This is a genomic window from Ruminococcus champanellensis 18P13 = JCM 17042 (genome assembly GCF_000210095.1).
GTDB lineage: Bacteria > Bacillota > Clostridia > Oscillospirales > Ruminococcaceae > Ruminococcus_F > Ruminococcus_F champanellensis.
Genome location: NC_021039.1, coordinates 2,086,972 through 2,103,476, shown reverse-complemented (window position 1 = coordinate 2,103,476; position 16,505 = coordinate 2,086,972). Strand labels below are relative to the sequence as shown.

Genomic DNA, 16,505 nt, shown 5'->3' with positions numbered 1-16,505 from the left:
CACATAGTTTTCGATGTTAAATTCCTGCTCAGGATTGTCATCTAACAGCATAGGGTACTGCTTATGACGGGTAATATCAAACTTGTCCGAGAAGAACGGACGCACTCCTCGCACTTGCAAGATACATTTACCGCCGTCCATGACCGCCAGTTCGTCCTGAGATTTCAGCTCTTTTCCGAGCTTTTGATAGTTCATTCCGTAGCTTTCCGACTGTCCACGATTGGTAGAGGTGTTGAAACTGTCGATAGTTTCTTTACCGAGACTTTCGGATATCTCTTTCAGCGTGGACTTCTCCTTGCCGCCCAAAAACAGCATCGTATCACAGTTGCCTTCAATCGTATCTGCATTATCTTTATATATAGCCTTTAGCTGGCTCTTAGCTTGCAAGATGATCGACGCACTGATTTCACGGCTTCGGATCGTCGCTATGAGCTTCTCAAACTGCGGAATTTCACCAATATTCGCAAACTCATCTAACAAACAGCGTACATGATAGGTCAGCTTTCCACCCTTTGAATTGTCCGCTTTGGTACACAAAAGGTTGAATAGCTGGGAATACATGATAGCCACAAGAAAGTTGAATGTGGCATCAGTATCGGAGATGATGATAAAAAGTGCACTCAGCTCGTCACCGAGCTTGTCAAGGTGCAGCTCATCGTAGGAGGTGATCTCCAAGACCTCATCTATTGCAAAAGGTGCAAGTCGGGTGCTGCAGCTAATAAGGATAGACTTAGCTGTTTTTCCTGCCGCCAACTTATATGCCTTGTATTGTTTGAGTGCAAATGCACCCATTCGCCGTTGTTCGGCATCGGGTTCAGCTTCAAAGACATCACCGTAATCAGCCATGACATCGGGATCATCGTGCTTTGTATGGTTTAGCCAGCACTCCACGATCTCAAATTCAAGGTCAATGCTGTTTTTGAACTCCTCATCGTCCTCACGGCACTCCGAATTGTTGATCATGTCGATCAAGGTTTCAAAGTTCCATTCATCTTCGGGGTACATAGCAAAGATCAGGGCAATATACGCAGTATAAAGCAGTTTCTCCGCTTTCACCCAAAAATCATCGCCGGACGGCTGCTGAGAAGAAGTGTTCTTGATAAGTACTTCCACGAATTTCAGAATGTCCTTCTCACGGTTCTTCTTGCTGATATATGCGAACGGGTTATAATGCATCGACTTCGCAAAATCAATGGTATTGAATACTTTGATCTTGTACGGTTCATAGACAGGAATATATTTTCCCTTATCGTCCTTTTTGTACTTGCCGTCAGGTGTTTTCTGATACACTATTTTTCCGTCCACACGTTTCGGACGGCCCCTTTCAAGCATCTTTCCGCACTCCACAAGCACCGTGCCTTTCGGGTCAGTCACTACATAGGAGGAGTGCATCTGCATCAAGTTCGGCTTTACGAAAAAGCGTGTCTTACCTGAACCTGAGCCACCGATCACAAGAATGTTCTTATTGCGGGCGAATTTCGGTGCAGAGGGCTTACCCATGGTCAGAGATTCCGTCTTTGTGAGTATCACATTGTTTTCGGGACAGGATAAGTCCACATACGGCTCAATATCCTTTTCACCACCCCATACGGCAGAGCCGTACTCCTCACCCTGACGGAACTTCTTCCTGTTTTTCGACTTGACGTAGAGGACGAGCCTCATTACTCCCGCCAAACCCAAGCCGATAAGAAGATCAAACGGGTGTAAACTTGGAAAGATCCTTGCAAATGCCACACCGAGATTACTCATGAAAGGCAGAAGCTTTTCCTGAAAGCCGTTGCCCTCAGCGGTTCGGTACGCAAAGCCGATCAGATTTCCCACATAAGAGAAAGCGACATAGGGAATAGTCTTGATGATCAGCTTTTTGAGTTTTCTCGTGTCGATCTGCAATTTGCAGACTTTTCCTTTCTGTTGGTATCGGCACAAAAGACTGCCGTAAAAATATCATCGCCCCTTGCCCGTGGAACGGGTGCAGGCTGGAAGTGGTTGTAGATCACCGTCTGTTCTCCCTTGTTTTCTCTCTCTGTTTCTGTTTGCGAGGTTTGTTCCTGATCTTCTGAGCCTGCTGCTGCATCTGCTCACGGGTGAACTCACCACGCTTCTGCGATATGCCCTGTCCCTTACCGACATACTCCGAAAATGCTCTCTTGAAATCCTCTGTTTTGGCAGCGGAAAAGAAAACATGATAGGTAGGCGGAGTGGTGCTTTTATCTCTTTTCAGGGCAAAATCCACATCATATTTTCGTGCGGTTTTCAGAAAATCTCCGATATTTCTGTCTGAAACCTCAATGCTGTCGAGCTTGGACGGCGACTTCGCCTGCAACTGCTTGTAGGTCATTCGCCCTTTTTTCTCTGCCTTGCCCGACATAAACTCCCGCAATGCCGATTTCAGCACATTAGCAGTCATTTTCTCCGCTTTAATCGAAATATCAATGGTTTTCTTCGCACCGTTCTCATAGTCCGAAGGCATCAGGCATCACCACCTTCGTCTGCGGTCGGCATCTCAAAAGTGGAAAATGCTTCACTCTGGAGCCAACGGGTAATATCGCCCTGGACACTCATCACCTTATCGTAGTCGGACGAGTGATAAAGCAGATTCTCCCTGTTGGTCACATCAGTGCCAACAATGCAGTAAGCATCTTCCGTATGCTCATCATCGACACCGACAGAACGCACCTCGACGCTGACCGCAATCAGGTTATCGTAGTTGATGAGATCGCCCTCCGGTGTCAGAATAGACTTAGCCATGATCTTCACCTTCCTTTCCAAAAAGCTCATTTGCCGTCTTTCAAGCAGCTACGTCCGGTTTCTTATTCGCACCCATAGCCACCACCCCCTCTCAGGAACGTTCAGTCATCATAAACGCCAAAATCTCTTTTGACAGCATACTCAGCCCACCGTCCCTCAGCATTTTCCTTGAACCGCTTGCCGTTGGCTTCGTTGAACAGAGTGCTGATAAGATAACTCTCATAGTTTCGCACATTGTCTGCACGCTTCATCTGCTCAATCGCATTTTCAAGGACGTTTATATCAACCTTTAGCATAGTGGACTTGACAACTTCTCTGGGAAAATCCTGTCCGCAGATACGCTCTGTTTTCTTTCTGGAGCATATCCGCCGAACGATTATCTGAATGATCTCCTCAGCTTCTTCCTCATCACCGAGCCACTCTGCAAAGTATGGAAAGTCGATGTTGGTTTTCACTACCTCGGTATAGATCTCTTTTTCGCTGATATATCCGTCGCTCTGTCCGTCTGTATGTCTTTCAGCAGCTTTTTCGCTGTCGGAGTGGGATTGATCGATAGATACTTGATCACTCCGTATTTGATTATTATTTATTATCTTCTTAGTATTTATTTGCCCCTGATTTTCTACCGCTTGTTTTTCTATGAGTAGAATTTCAAGGGGTAGATTTTCTATGCCTTGTTTTTCTGCCCCTTGCGGTGCTTTTTTTACTGAGCTTACTTTGGCATATGTATCATCATCGTCCCGATCAGCATCAGGCGTATCCTTTTCTGAATACTCATAGAAGTCATAGACATACTCGATCCGACCGCTGTTCGTTTCATTCGGCATCAGCTTAGTCACATTGAGATACCCCCAATGCTTCAGTTCGTCCAATGCTGCCTTGATTGCTGTTTCTTTCTCTTTGCAGATCGCAGTCAGACCTGAGATAGAGTAATCCCAATTCTCCGGCAAGGAAAGAACTTTACTCAGAAGTCCGATCGCTTTCAGGCTGAGGTTTGTTGACCGCAGATGATAGTTGCTCATTACGGTATAGTTTGCATTTTTATTGACACGGCACACCGATGAGGGCGTTGTTTTGACCTTTTTTGTTTTCTTAGCAGACATATCCATTCACCTCCTGTTTTCAGCTCAAGCGAGCTTCATTTGCGTGATCCTGAGCTTATTGACCATATAGGTCTTACCGCTGCATCGGAGGTAGCCTGCATCGTAAAGTTCGTTCAGAGCGTTCCTGATAGTTTTCAAAGAATCATTCTCAAAGAACGGACAAAGCTCCTCTGCGGTATGATAGTCCGTATCGGGAAAATTGAGCATTCTCAGCAGAATAGCTGTTGCTTCGCAGGACAGCTTGTCATCGCTGATCGTGATGATTTGGCGTTCAGACATAAAAAACCTCCTATTTTTCATTACGCATAACTAAAACAGCAGACGTGATATTCGATTTTCAGGCATAAAAATAGCGGACAACGCTCCAATTATATGGAACATCGTCCGCTGAATGATTGCTTTTTTGATTGAATTTTAGAGGTCAAAAGCACGGATCCGCTTTATTAGTAACAATAGATTATCATTTTCTTGTGTGGCAAATACACGAGACATTTCCTGTCCTTTGTGCCAATTTCTTCTACAAAAATCGGCATTTTTCGCAGGGAACTAAATTTATTTCGTGTGTCTACCGTAGGTCTACCAAGTCAAGTTATCGGCTTTTGTCTACCACAAATCTACCGAAAGTTTACCAAAAAACATGGTTTTTTATGATTCTTGAAAGCTGCTGTAATTCGGTGTTTTTCAATTTTTGATGCTCAAAAAGCTCGAAAAATCGGGCAAAAAAGGGAACGAACGACCACAAAAGAGATCAAAGCACTTCAACGATTTACAAACTTAAAATCCCTCGGAGTAAAATCCGTACCGGTTCAAGTCCGGTCAGCGGCACCAGAAAACGCAAGCTTTCTAAAGAGGGCTTGCGTTTTTTCGTCGCCCTGCCTCATAACAGCATGGCGAAGTAGTCGGCGAACAGGCTTATGTCAGTCCATCCCATATATGTTCGCTGTTATACATCTCGGGACCAATGGGCTCCAGATGCACAATGCCCGGATACTTCATAGTGCTGCGAAAGGCATCCGGGTTCGTGTTGTAAAGGACTTGCAGTTCCCTGGAGTAGCCTACTGTGACCAGATTGCCCACTTTTGTCACATCGGATATAATCACAGAACACAGTTCCTCCGGGCATTGGATCTTGTACTGTTCGCTGTTTGCAAGCGCCACAATGACGCTATAGACCCGCTCTGTGTGAGAATACTCGCCGTTGCTGTATTTTTGTAAATTGTCATAGCCGCTATATACCCAGACGATCTCATCCATGGGAAGTACGGCAGGAATCGCTGAGACAGTAAGGAACCGGGAGCTGACCGCAATGGTATTGGTAGAAACCAAATACACCTTACTGGATGCAAAATCCTGTTCTGCTTCCCGTTTCTCAAGACCATTTCTTTTATATGCAGCTAGTACAGCTCTGTAGTTCTTTCCAAACAAGGAAGCAACAAAGGCGATCGGGCACATGACATCTAATACAGGCAGGATAAAAACGATGATGCCCCAGGCAAGCAGTAGCAGAGAAAGCGACCACACAAACACCGTTGTAACGCCCCAGATCAGTGCCGGCCGGTGGCTCAATGTGCGCTTCATGCTGCCGTGATGCTCCGCCTTTCTGACATACTTTTCCCGTTTCTTTTCCAATGTTCGCTGGCGCTTTTTATACGCACGGCTATTGGGATCATCCAGATCCCGAAGGCGCTTCTCCTCCAGTTTGATCTGGTTGAAGAAGTAAACCCCAGCCCCAACGAATACCAAGGTAAAAAACAGGAAGAAGAGCATACCGCCAAAGCTCTTGAGTGCGACAAAGAAAACCACGCCCAATGCAAGGCAAAGTATGCCGATCAGAATCGAAAACACCCCACTGGTTTTTGTGCTTCTGCGCTTTCGCTTTTCTAATTTTTCTGGATCAACATATTTATATGCCATCTTTTATACCCCCATACAAGCTGATCTCTCTTTGATATTGTATCATAGCGCATAGAAAAAAGCAACGCTGGAATGATTCGCTGCTTTTTTGTGTAAATTTTTAAGCATGCTTGCGTTATGCCTGTTCAGCGGCGTTCAGCAAAAAGCGGTAAAAGGGCGTCAATTGCACATATCCCTCCCCAAGCACCTGGGGCAGCGCATCACTGAACAGCAGGGGGAAATCCGTACTCTGACAGCTTGCCCCCATATTCCGTCGATTCAGCCAATCCTGCTGCTCCGAAGGCGCATCCGGAAAGTGATTTCGTTTGTACAATTCCCCATACAGAGAAAAAGTCTGCTGGGAGTCCATCGCCTGCCGTGCAGCCAGATAGGAGGGAGACTGTTCCTGGATCATTTGCCGCAGCAGCTGCATTTGCACTGTGCTTGCGTGATAAAAGCCGCAGCCGTAGGAAAACCCCTCCTGTCCGGCTTCAAAGTAAAAAGCCGGGTATTCTCCCCCATCCCGGGGTCGGCTGAAGGTACACCAGAAGCTGGTGCGAAACAGGCTTTTATCCTTGGAAAATCGGGTATCCCGATAGATCCGGGACATGCACCGGGGCGTACAGCTGATTTGGGGATCAATCTGTGCCAGATAGGGCTGTACCTGTTGGATCAGAGCTTTGCAGGGCTGGGCAACGTATTGCTGATACTGGGTTTTGTGTTCCTGGTACCATGCCCGGCTGTCGTGCATGCGGTTTTCAAATAAAAATGCAAGTGACTTTTCGGAAAATGCCATATGATACACTCCTTTACGAACCAGTTCCATTGTAACGGGTGGCGCCCCGCATCCAAACCAGATAGCTGATGTAGAAAAACATGCAGCCGATCAACGGGGACAGCCAGGACAGCAGGGGCACTGCATCCGGCCGCAGGATCACGAGACTGGGATAATAGGCAATGAAGGTGATGGGGATGATGAAGGTGAAGATGAACCGGAACACCCGGTTGAAGATGGTTGCCGGATACTTGGCGTAGTCCTTGAATTTGCTTGCCATGACCATAACGTAGCCGGACTGTACACGCATGGATCTGTGCCAGAACAGGTCGCTGACCAAAAGCATCACCAGCGCCCAGAACAACTGGATACCCAGCATGGTGAGTGCTTCCCTCAAGGGCATGCTGTCCATGGCTCCGTCCCCTTTCGCTATGTGCTGCTTTCATTGTAGCACAGATTCGGCATGGATGCAATAAGATATATAGTATTTGTTGTATATCGGGCAATTTTTGTCGGATTAGATAATTTTCAGAGAATGCGAAAAGCCGCCTTTGATACCCTAATCAAAAGCGGCTTTCTGTGTTTTCCTATTTGTTATTCTGAGCGCAGTGCTACCACAGCATCCTTCCGGGATGCCATCTTTGCCGGAATGTGACCGCCCAGCATGGTTAGGATCGTGCTGATTGCCACCAGCAGAACCGCATGCCCGATCTGAAGGGTTGCAACATTTTTCAGATCCGTCATATTCTCAATAATCGAATTGATTGGGAAGGTGCCCAGCCATGCGATCAGCACGCCCAGGGTACCGGAGAACACGCCCAGGATGCAGGTTTCCGCATCAAATACCCGGGTGATGTCCTTTTTCCGGGCACCCAGTGCACGGAGTACGCCGATTTCCTTGGTACGCTCCAGCACGGAGGTGTAGGTAATGATGCAGATCATAATCAAGCTGACCACCAGAGAGATACCTGCAAAGGCGATCAGAACCATGGTGATGGCGTTCATGATGCCCTTGGTCATAGAGGAAATAGAGGCAGCCAAATCTGTGTAAATGATGGTGTCATCGTCACTTTTCCCTGCATTCCATGCATCCAGGTAGTTGGTAATCGCATCCTTGGTGTCGAAATCCTTGGGGTACAGCATCAGCATATAGGGCGTCTCATCACCGCCCAAGGATACAATGGTCATCTGCCTGGAGGTTTCGTCCAGTTCCTCCATGGTGAACACACTGGTGCTGGAGTCCTTCTGTGCCTTGACAATCTCTGAATCCAGTGCCCGATCGATCACCAGCTTGGAAAGCTTGTCGCTGTAAATGATGCCGGAGCCAAGCAGTGCCAGGTCGTTGTCCGGATCGATCCGGATGATACCGGTAATGGTAAGGGTCAGACTGTCATCTGCATTGTACATGGTATCGTAGTCCGTACTGGGTACAAAGGTACCGTATTCGGTTTTGGTATAGTACTGATCGTTGGAGATCAGCCGCATCTGGGTACCGATGATTTCATCAAAGGACAGCTTCTCCACGTCCTTGACATCAAACCCCAGATTTTCCAGAATGGTCTGATCCAGTCGGTTCTGATTGTCCACCAGCAGCACCAGATCCGTGTCCTTTTCCGGATAGCTGCCGGCAAGCAGATTGTAGTTCTTTTCCAGGAAGTTCTGGCTGTTTTCGTCCAGATTGATGGGATAGGAGGACAGTCCCGCAGAGCTCATGCTGGTCAGATTGGTGGAAGACGTACCGGAAGAAATGCCGGAGCTGAAGGATACAGGCACGCATTTGCCGTCTATCTCACGGATCAGATTCATGTTCACCATCCGGAAATAACCAATGGAACCGCAGTTTGCCGGATCAATGCTTTCTACGTACTTCACAAACTCCGGCGTAAAGTGATTCTGGTGGGTGGCTTTGTTTTTTTCCGGGTCATACAGGTAGATCTCTTTGGAATCCGGAAACAGAGCCTCATTGTTTTTATCAAAAGAACCCTGCATCTCCTTGATGTCCTCATCTGTGATCTGGGTTACGGTCTGTGAGATCATAATGGGAAATTCGCTGAGGGCATTGGCTTGATACTCGTCGATCTGTTTCTGGAAACCGGTAGAAAGGCTCAGAATCAGAGCAATGCCAATGATGCCGATGCTGGAGGCAAAGGCAGTCAGAAAGGTTCTTCCTTTTTTGGTGCGAATATTGTTAAAGGACAGCCCCAGCGCCGTAAAGAAGGACATGCTGGTTTTCTTCAGCTTGAACTGATCCTCCTTGGGACGCTCCTGGTGGGGATGGGTATCGCTGATGATCTTGCCGTCGGAAAATTCCACGATCCGGTCCGCATACTGCCTGGCAAGCTCCGGGTTGTGGGTCACCATGATGACCAGCTTATCCTTTGCCACATCCCGGATCAGATCCATGATCTGTATACTGGTTGTAGTATCCAGTGCTCCGGTGGGCTCATCACACAGCAGGATCTCCGGGTCGTTGGCAAGCGCTCGGGCGATGGCTACACGCTGCATCTGTCCGCCGGAAAGCTGGTTGGGCTTTTTGTGGAGATGATCCTTCAGACCCACCTGTTCCAGCACCTCCAAAGCACGCTTGTGTTTTTCTGCCTTGGATACGCCGCTGAGCGTCATACCCAGTTCCACGTTTGCCACGATGGACAGATGCGGAATCAGATTATAGCTTTGAAAGATAAATCCGATGGAATTGTTCCGATATGCGTCCCAATCCCGGTCGGAAAAATCAGAGGTTTTCTTCCCCTTTATGATGAGCTCTCCGGAATCATAGCGATCCAGTCCCCCGATGATATTCAGACAAGTGGTTTTCCCCGAACCGCTTGTTCCCAAAATAGCTACAAACTCCTTCTCCCGGAATGCAACGCTGATATCATCCAGCGCCTTTGTCTCGGTTTCCCCCACCCGATAGGTTTTCTTGATGTTTTTTAACTCCAGCAAGGTCAATATCCTCCCTTTCGGTTGTCAGGTTTAGAAATTCGAGCCGTTCCAGCCCCAGTTTGCTGTTTCGCTGTAGCAAACATAGACCCGATTCTGGGGAATGCGCAGTTCAGCGGCGCAGATTTCACATAGCTTCGCCGACATATTCTCGTATGCAGACGGGTTGGGAGCACCCAGCACTTCCACATGGATCATGGCTGCGGGTGCATCACTACCCTGAAACCATAAGCTGTAATCGGGCTGGATGCCCACCATGAGCCACTGTTCGCTTTTGCCGGGCAGCAGGGTGATTGCCTGCCCCAGAGCAGATTTGAGCGCAGTTTTCTTTTCCTCGGAAACTGTCACATTTGTTTTCAGATCGATATAAGGCATATACATCTTCCTTTCTGACGGATACCTCGTCACTTTATTTTATTAGTATAACACAGTCTTCTGGCTTTTGCAAGATTCAGTGCAGGTTCAGCGATGGATGCACCCAGGTCATAAGCCTGCTGCAAGGCATCCCCTGCCCGGACATCTCCTTTTTCCTTGACACCCCGCACCAGTACCTGTCCAGCATGCTCCAGATGAAAGAAACGGCATGCAAGATTGTATTCTGTCAGGATCGCATCAAACAGCTCCGGCAAGCTGGCTGCACCCACCAGCAGCAAAGCCGTTCGACGGATCCGGAAGGAATCTCGCATGGGCGTGTGGAGCCGGTCGATGATGGCTTTCAGCTGAGCACTGATGCCGTAAAAGTATACGGGGGATGCCAGCACCAGCACATCCGCATCCCGGAGCTTGGGGTAGATTTCCTGCATGGCATCCTGCTGGACGCAGGTATGCCCTTGCCGCTGCATGCAGGCATTACATCCCAGGCAGGGGTGTACCGGATAATCTGCAACGGAGAGGATTTCCACCTGGTTGTGCAGGCTGGCACCTCGGGCAAATGCCTCCGCCAGCAGGTCCGTATTCCCACCCCGTCGCATACTGCCGGTAAGAATTACGATCCTGCTCATAGCATTTCCTCCGAGGCATCGCCGCAAAGCCGGATCATGGCAAGGGCGGTCAATTCTGCAATTTTCAGAAAGCTCTCAACCCGGATGGACTCATCGCCCCCGTGCATCTGATTTTCCTCTCCGGGAAATTCTGCGCCGAATGCCACACCGCCGGGAATGTCGTGTACATAAGTACCGCCTCCGATGGCAAGTGCATGTGCCTGCTGCCCGGTGCTTTGGGCATACACATCCAGCAAAGTCCGTACAAAAGGACTGCTCTCCGGCGTTTCATGGGGCTTGTGGTGCATCTGCAACTGTGTGGAAATACCGCCGGACTGCAGTACCTCTGTGATCCTGGCAATGATGGCTTCCCCATCTCCGCAAAGGGGATATCGCAGATCCACCCAGGCAGTCAGCCTGCCCTTCTGATAGGTCAGCAGACTTAATACATGGGTCAGTGCACCGGATTTTTCATCCCGGCAGCCGATGCCCAGAGCCGTACCATCCGTGTCTCCATATGGGTACGCTGCGTGGAGGACATTCAGCAGGGCATGCTGTTCATCCGGCAGGGGCAGCTGCACCAGCAGATCCAGCAAAGCGGTCAGGGCATTCTTTCCCAACTCCGGCTTGGAGGCGTGTGCGCTGAGTCCCTGTAGGGTCACACAGCAACAACCATCCGTTTCGGACAGGTCAGCCCGGATCCCCTCCGGCAGCTGTTTGCACAAGGACTCCAGCTGTTGTCTGCTGCAATCCCGGATCCTGGCACTTGCACAGGCAGGTACTCCGTTTACCACAGTACCGCCCTCCATAGCTTCGACCCGGCAGCCGGATTCTACCGGCTTCATGTCTGCGGTCAGGGTCAGCCGGAGCATGCCCTTTTCAATGTTGATGACCGGATAGTCTCCGTCCGGCGTAAACACCATGGGCGGCATGGTGCGCTGCTGCAAATAGGCAGTCAGATCGGAGGAGCCGTTTTCTTCATCCGTCCCCAAAAGCAGCCGTACTCCATGCTTCATCGGAATGTGCAGCTCCCGGATGGCACGCATAGCATACAAAGCAGCAACCGCAGGACCCTTGTTATCAATGGCTCCTCTGCCATAGAGCCGATCCGTATCCTGCCGATAGATCAGCACAAAGGGATCCTGACTCCAGCCCTCCCCTGCCGGTACCACATCCAGATGACACAGTACAGCCAGTGCGGCAGGCAGATCATTTAGCTCCACACTGCCCATACAGTTCGCCACAGATTCTGTTTGAAATCCCAGGGCGGCACATTGCTCCAGGGCGAGCTTAAGCATCCGGGCCGGTTCTGCTCCATACGGCATGCCGGGTTTGGCATCTCCACGGACGCTGGGGACAGCCACCCAGGCCGCCAGGGTATCGATCATTTCCTGCTTATGCGCTTGAAAATAGGATCGCAGTGCAACGGATTCTTCCATATCTGTTCTCCCCTTTCTGAACATTACATTTCCAGTATACCACAGAAGCCCTGATTCCGCAATGTCGGAATTCACACAAAAAACTGTTTACTTTTCCCGCAGAATATGTTATGATAAATAAGAATATTATGCACGGAAAGGACTGTTACTATGGCACAGACAAATAAGAGAAAAACCGTTGTCCGATACGACCGGATCATTGCTGTTGCTGTGATTTTTATCATTCTGATCGTACTGCTGGTTTCCTGTATCACTTCCTGCGGCGGTGACAATTCTACCGGAGACAGCAGCTCCGGCAAAGACAACTCCGTTGTCTCCACAGATCCGGCTTCCGGCACCCCGGGCAGCACCGATCCTTCCGGAACGGATTCCACAGCATCGGTGGATCCGACTGGATATAAGACTGCGGCGATGGATGCAGAAGCGGTTTATACCGGTGATCTGGTTGTGGTCAACAAGGATCATGAATACCACTTCCCGGATAATGAGGACAACCTGGTATCCATCTACCAGAATAAGCTGTCCACCTACCAGGCTAAGGACTGGGATACGCTTTTGGACAAGCGGGTAATCGAGCAGTTCAATGCGCTGATGGAGGGTTACTACAACAGCACACACAACGTGGATATTATGGTGATCTCCGGTTACCGCAGCAAGGCAGCCCAGGAAAGCATGAATAAATCCAAGAGCAGCGATGTTGCCGCCGGCTATACGGAATACCACACAGGACTGAATTTTAATCTGGGCATTTTCCCCAAGGGCAAGAGTTCCTATTACTATAAGCCGGAGGGGGATTACAAGTGGATCTCTGATAACATGCCTGCATATGGGTTTATCCTGCGCTATCCGGAGGATAAAGACTCTGTGACCGGCACAAAGGGCAGTACCTATAAATTCCGCTATGTGGGCGTTCCCCATGCGGCATACATGACGGAAAACAGTCTGTGCCTGGAGGAATATCTGGAACAGCTCAAGAGCTATACCCTTCAGCAGCCTCTGGATTATGAAACAGGCGGGAAAAGCTACCGCATTTACTATGTACCCGCAGCAAAATCCGGCAGTACGGATGTTTCTGTTCCCACTGATAAGGAATACAGCATTTCCGGCAATAACATGGACGGGTTTATCGTTACAGTGGAGATGAGTTAAGCATGCAACAAGCCAAATCTCCGGACAATCCGGAGATCCTGAACGATTATCTGATTTTTCTAAGCATCGTCAAGGGACGTTCACCCCGGACGGTGGCGGAGTATAACCTGGATCTTCGTTTGTTCCTCAAGTATATCAAATTTATGAAAACCGAGCACAACCAACCGGCTGTGGAAGACATGGACATCCGGGATGTGGACATCACCCTGCTGCGGCAGGTCACATTGCAGGATATTTACCAGTTTGAGTACTACTTACAGGATGACCGGCAAAACCGGGATCGTGCCAGAAGCCGCAAAACCTCCGCAGTCAAGGGCTTTTTCTCCTACCTGACCTATAACATGACCTTGCTGGAGAAGAACCCGGCGGAGCATCTGGAGCTGCCCGGCGTCAAACACAGTCTGCCCAAGTTCCTGTCCCTGGAGGAAAGCCTGCGGATGCTGTCCTCCGTGGAATCCGATCACCCACAGAGGGATTACTGCATACTGGTGCTGTTTCTCAACTGCGGCATCCGGCTCAGTGAACTGGTGGGAATCAACGTGCAGGACGTGGATATGTACGAACGTCGGCTTCGGATACTGGGCAAGGGCAATAAGGAACGAATGATCTATCTGAATGACGCCTGCCTGTCGGCGATCACTGAATATCTGCAAACCCGGAAGAATCCTCCCACCGAGCCAAACGCTCTGTTTTTGAGTCGGAACAACCGGCGCATCAGTCGCCGCCGTGTACAGCAGATCGTAGAAAGCGTGCTGAAAAATGCGGATCTTGGAGGGAAAGGGCTGTCCACGCATAAGCTGCGGCATACGGCAGCCACTTTGATGTACCAGCACGGAAATGTGGATACGCTGACCCTAAAGGAGATCCTGGGACATAAGAGCATCGTCACCACCGAGATCTACACCCACCTGTCCGATGAACAGCGGCAGGACGCCATTGAACACAATCCCCTTGCTAACGTGAAGAATCCATACAAGGGCAAACCGCCCAAGGAATAGGAGTACGATTTGAAAAATATAGTTTATGCTGCCATTGCAATTTTTCTGGTTCTGCTGCTGGGGATCCTGGGGATCACGCTGAGCCGGCTCAATGATCAGAAGAATGCATCCTCCTCCAAGGCGGATTCGATGGAAACCATACCCGCAGTTACAAAAAGCATCTGGGATGTGATCGAGGAGCAACAGCCCCAGACCACCATGCCAGAGCCTATGATGACGGACGAAAACGGGAATCTTGTAACAGATGAAAACGGCAATCCTATTCCGCTGCAAACCGGAGACACCACAGAAACCCAGGTAGTGTCCGGTACAGATGTGCCAGGTGCAGAGACCGATATACCGGACGGCACGGAGCCTGCTGTTTCTGAAACCGTTACCACAGCACCGCCCCAGACCGTTCCGCAGCTTTTGCAAACCACCACAAAGGATGTTCTGGTTATTCCCATGATAGATTGAAAGCACCCCTGGATGTATCATCCAGGGGTGCTCTTTTATGCTCCCGTCCGGCGCAGCAGCTCAGCTTCATCAATGACTTCCACGCCAAGGCTTTCCGCTTTCATCAGCTTGCTGCCCGCATCCTCTCCGGCAACCACCACCGAGGTTTTCTTGGATACACTGCCGGATACTTTGCCACCAAAGGATTCGATCAGTTTTTTCGCTTCATCCCGTTTCATGGTAGGCAGCGTGCCGGTCAGCACAAAGGTCATGCCCACAAAACGCTGATCCTGTGCCTGCGCCGCCTGGTACTGCATGGTCACACCGCATGCCTGCAGCCGCTGCACCAATGCCACCCGGTGCGGCTCCCGAAACGCCTGCACCACGCTCTCCGCCATAATGCTTCCAAAGCCGTCAATCTCAGCAAGCTGCTCCACAGAGGCATTCATGATCTGCTCCACACTGGGGAAACGATCGCAAAGCAATACTGCTGCACGCTGTCCGATGCCCCGGATGCCAAGCCCGAAGATCACCCGATCCAGGGGAGCCGACTTGGATTTTTCAATGGCATCCAGTAGATTCCGGGCGGATTTCTCTGCAAAGCGATCCAGGGACAGCAGATCCTCCATGGTCAAAGTGTACAGATCCGCAACGGAGCGGATCTTTCCGTTGTCCAGCAGCGCTTGCGCAATGGCGGGGCCCATGCCGTCAATGTTCATTGCCCCTTTGCTGGCAAAGTGGATCACATTCTTCAACAGCTGTGCCGGACAGTCCGTATTGGGACAGCGCAGCACACTTTCCTCCGGATCCCGGACAGCCTCCGTGCCGCATACCGGACAGTGGGTGGGCAATGTATAGGGCACCGAATCCGGCTGATGGGATACGGAAGCCAGTACCTCCGGAATGATCTCCCCCGCCTTTCGCACCCGGATCATATCTCCCACCCGAATGTCCTTATCGGCGATAAACTGCTGGTTGTGCAGCACTGCCCGGCTGACGCTGGTGCCTGCAAGGGTGATGGGATCAAACACCGCTACCGGCGTAATGGCACCGGTTCTCCCAACATTCACCTCAATTTTCTGCAGCCGGGTTTCCTTCTCTTCCGGCGGAAATTTGTATGCCACTGCCCATTTGGGCACCTTGGTGGTGGCACCCATCACCTGCCGTTGGGCAAGGTCATTGACCTTGATGACTACGCCGTCAATATCATAGGGCAGCTTGGCACGTTCCTCTCCGATGCGGCTAATCTGTTCCCGGATCTCCTGGTAGGTTTCACAAAGCCGGAACTCCACCGTTTTGAAGCCCAGCTTCCGCATCCAGGTCAGAGATTCCGCATGGGTACCGTGGAGTCCGCCTGTCATTTGCTGCACATTGAACACAAAAATGTCCAGCCGTCGTTTTGCTGTAACCTCCGCATGCTTTTGCCGCAGAGATCCGGCTGCCGCATTTCTGGGATTCTTGAAGGGCTGCTCGTCCGCAAGTTCCTGCTGCTCTACCAACTTCAAAAAGCTGTCCCGGGGCATGAATACCTCACCACGCACCTCCAGCAAGGCTGGTGCATCCTCCAGCCGCAGGGGGATGGATCGGATTGTCCGGATATTTCCGGTCACATCCTCCCCGACAAAGCCGTCCCCCCGGGTGGAACCGCAGGTCAGCACCCCGTTTTCATACAGCAGGGATACGGACAAACCATCGATTTTCGGCTCTACCGTAAACCGGGGGGCATCCAGCTTCTGCTGACACTCTGCCACAAAAGCCGCAACCTCCTCAAAGGAGAATACATCCCGCAAACTGCCCATCTGAACCGTATGGGTCACCTTCTGAAAATCGCTGAGTGCCATGCCGCCTACCCGCTGGGAGGGGGAATGGGGACTGAGCAACTGGGGATACTCTGTTTCAATGGCCTTCAGCTCCCGCATCAGTGCATCATAGTCACAGTCCTCAATGGTGGGGGCATCCAGCACATAGTAGGCATAATTATGCTGTTCAATCTCCTTGGTCAGCTGGGCTAGCCGCAGCTTTGCTTGTTCAAAGTCCATTGCTTT

Annotated in this window: 16 protein-coding genes; 3 read left to right on the top strand and 13 right to left on the bottom strand. The window is 50.2% G+C overall.

The features are described 5' to 3' along the window. From RUM_RS09680 to RUM_RS09625, 12 genes are all read right to left on the bottom strand, one after another. A partial coding sequence (locus RUM_RS09680) for a VirD4-like conjugal transfer protein, CD1115 family (protein WP_041326772.1) occupies nt 1–1,884 on the bottom strand: 1,884 nt, incomplete at its 3' end. A 109-nt stretch (nt 1,885–1,993) separates the two neighbouring features. Next, nucleotides 1,994–2,470: a PcfB family protein gene (locus RUM_RS09675; RefSeq protein WP_015558932.1), complete on the bottom strand. Its 477-nt coding sequence runs from the start codon at nt 2,468–2,470 to the stop codon at nt 1,994–1,996. Then, a complete protein-coding gene (locus tag RUM_RS09670) occupies nt 2,470–2,748 on the bottom strand; it encodes a hypothetical protein (protein WP_015558931.1) in 279 nt (92 codons plus the stop codon). Before RUM_RS09670 ends, RUM_RS09675 begins: the two co-directional genes overlap by 1 nt. Nucleotides 2,749–2,849: 101 nt before the next feature. Then, nucleotides 2,850–3,851: a DUF6017 domain-containing protein gene (locus tag RUM_RS09665; RefSeq protein WP_015558930.1), complete on the bottom strand. Its 1,002-nt coding sequence runs from the start codon at nt 3,849–3,851 to the stop codon at nt 2,850–2,852. A 24-nt stretch (nt 3,852–3,875) separates the two neighbouring features. Then, nucleotides 3,876–4,130: a helix-turn-helix domain-containing protein gene (locus tag RUM_RS09660; protein WP_015558929.1), complete on the bottom strand. Its 255-nt coding sequence runs from the start codon at nt 4,128–4,130 to the stop codon at nt 3,876–3,878. Nucleotides 4,131–4,763: 633 nt separating this feature from the next. Next, nucleotides 4,764–5,765, bottom strand: coding sequence for a DUF6709 family protein (locus tag RUM_RS09655; RefSeq protein WP_015558928.1), 1,002 nt, complete (start codon nt 5,763–5,765; stop codon nt 4,764–4,766). A gap of 115 nt (nt 5,766–5,880) precedes the next feature. Continuing rightward, nucleotides 5,881–6,540 carry a DUF2461 domain-containing protein gene (locus RUM_RS09650; protein ID WP_015558927.1) on the bottom strand — a complete coding sequence of 220 codons (660 nt, stop codon included), beginning with the start codon at nt 6,538–6,540 and terminating at the stop codon, nt 5,881–5,883. A 13-nt stretch (nt 6,541–6,553) separates the two neighbouring features. Next, nucleotides 6,554–6,922, bottom strand: coding sequence for an ABC-2 family transporter protein (locus tag RUM_RS09645; protein ID WP_242821764.1), 369 nt, complete (start codon nt 6,920–6,922; stop codon nt 6,554–6,556). 191 nt (nt 6,923–7,113) lie between these two features. Continuing rightward, nucleotides 7,114–9,462: an ABC transporter ATP-binding protein/permease gene (locus tag RUM_RS09640; RefSeq protein WP_041326397.1), complete on the bottom strand. Its 2,349-nt coding sequence runs from the start codon at nt 9,460–9,462 to the stop codon at nt 7,114–7,116. Between the two features lie 30 nt (nt 9,463–9,492). After that, nucleotides 9,493–9,834 carry a phenylpyruvate tautomerase MIF-related protein gene (locus RUM_RS09635; RefSeq protein WP_015558925.1) on the bottom strand — a complete coding sequence of 114 codons (342 nt, stop codon included), beginning with the start codon at nt 9,832–9,834 and terminating at the stop codon, nt 9,493–9,495. Between the two features lie 29 nt (nt 9,835–9,863). Further along, nucleotides 9,864–10,460 (bottom strand): flavodoxin family protein, encoded by a 597-nt coding sequence (locus RUM_RS09630; protein ID WP_015558924.1) that lies wholly within the window; start codon nt 10,458–10,460, stop codon nt 9,864–9,866. After that, nucleotides 10,457–11,878, bottom strand: a complete 1,422-nt coding sequence (locus RUM_RS09625; RefSeq protein ID WP_015558923.1) for a Sapep family Mn(2+)-dependent dipeptidase — start codon at nt 11,876–11,878, stop codon at nt 10,457–10,459. The genes RUM_RS09630 and RUM_RS09625 overlap by 4 nt, the downstream gene beginning before the upstream one ends. A gap of 150 nt (nt 11,879–12,028) precedes the next feature. On the opposite strand from RUM_RS09625, the gene RUM_RS09620 reads away from it, so the two are divergent. The 3 genes from RUM_RS09620 to RUM_RS09610 are packed head-to-tail and all read left to right on the top strand — an operon-like array spanning nt 12,029 to nt 14,481. After that, nucleotides 12,029–13,027: a M15 family metallopeptidase gene (locus RUM_RS09620; protein ID WP_015558922.1), complete on the top strand. Its 999-nt coding sequence runs from the start codon at nt 12,029–12,031 to the stop codon at nt 13,025–13,027. A 2-nt stretch (nt 13,028–13,029) separates the two neighbouring features. Further along, nucleotides 13,030–14,025: a tyrosine-type recombinase/integrase gene (locus RUM_RS09615; RefSeq protein ID WP_015558921.1), complete on the top strand. Its 996-nt coding sequence runs from the start codon at nt 13,030–13,032 to the stop codon at nt 14,023–14,025. Nucleotides 14,026–14,034: 9 nt separating this feature from the next. Further along, nucleotides 14,035–14,481: a hypothetical protein gene (locus RUM_RS09610; protein WP_041326396.1), complete on the top strand. Its 447-nt coding sequence runs from the start codon at nt 14,035–14,037 to the stop codon at nt 14,479–14,481. 35 nt (nt 14,482–14,516) lie between these two features. Here RUM_RS09610 and ligA read toward each other — a convergent pair whose 3' ends face one another. Further along, a complete protein-coding gene (gene ligA / locus RUM_RS09605) occupies nt 14,517–16,499 on the bottom strand; it encodes an NAD-dependent DNA ligase LigA (RefSeq protein WP_015558920.1) in 1,983 nt (660 codons plus the stop codon). Nucleotides 16,500–16,505: the final 6 nt, after the last annotated feature.

What these genes read in the sequence shown, in the direction of transcription:
- RUM_RS09675 (WP_015558932.1), bottom strand. Translation starts at nt 2,470, where the DNA reads ATGCCTTCGGACTATGAGAACGGTGCGAAGAAAACCATTGATATTTCG.
- RUM_RS09670 (WP_015558931.1), bottom strand. Translation starts at nt 2,748, where the DNA reads ATGGCTAAGTCTATTCTGACACCGGAGGGCGATCTCATCAACTACGAT.
- RUM_RS09665 (WP_015558930.1), bottom strand. Translation starts at nt 3,851, where the DNA reads ATGTCTGCTAAGAAAACAAAAAAGGTCAAAACAACGCCCTCATCGGTG.
- RUM_RS09660 (WP_015558929.1), bottom strand. Translation starts at nt 4,130, where the DNA reads ATGTCTGAACGCCAAATCATCACGATCAGCGATGACAAGCTGTCCTGC.
- RUM_RS09655 (WP_015558928.1), bottom strand. Translation starts at nt 5,765, where the DNA reads ATGGCATATAAATATGTTGATCCAGAAAAATTAGAAAAGCGAAAGCGC.
- RUM_RS09650 (WP_015558927.1), bottom strand. Translation starts at nt 6,540, where the DNA reads ATGGCATTTTCCGAAAAGTCACTTGCATTTTTATTTGAAAACCGCATG.
- RUM_RS09645 (WP_242821764.1), bottom strand. Translation starts at nt 6,922, where the DNA reads ATGCCCTTGAGGGAAGCACTCACCATGCTGGGTATCCAGTTGTTCTGG.
- RUM_RS09635 (WP_015558925.1), bottom strand. Translation starts at nt 9,834, where the DNA reads ATGCCTTATATCGATCTGAAAACAAATGTGACAGTTTCCGAGGAAAAG.
- RUM_RS09630 (WP_015558924.1), bottom strand. Translation starts at nt 10,460, where the DNA reads ATGAGCAGGATCGTAATTCTTACCGGCAGTATGCGACGGGGTGGGAAT.
- RUM_RS09625 (WP_015558923.1), bottom strand. Translation starts at nt 11,878, where the DNA reads ATGGAAGAATCCGTTGCACTGCGATCCTATTTTCAAGCGCATAAGCAG.
- RUM_RS09620 (WP_015558922.1), top strand. Translation starts at nt 12,029, where the DNA reads ATGGCACAGACAAATAAGAGAAAAACCGTTGTCCGATACGACCGGATC.
- RUM_RS09615 (WP_015558921.1), top strand. Translation starts at nt 13,030, where the DNA reads ATGCAACAAGCCAAATCTCCGGACAATCCGGAGATCCTGAACGATTAT.
- ligA (WP_015558920.1), bottom strand. Translation starts at nt 16,499, where the DNA reads ATGGACTTTGAACAAGCAAAGCTGCGGCTAGCCCAGCTGACCAAGGAG.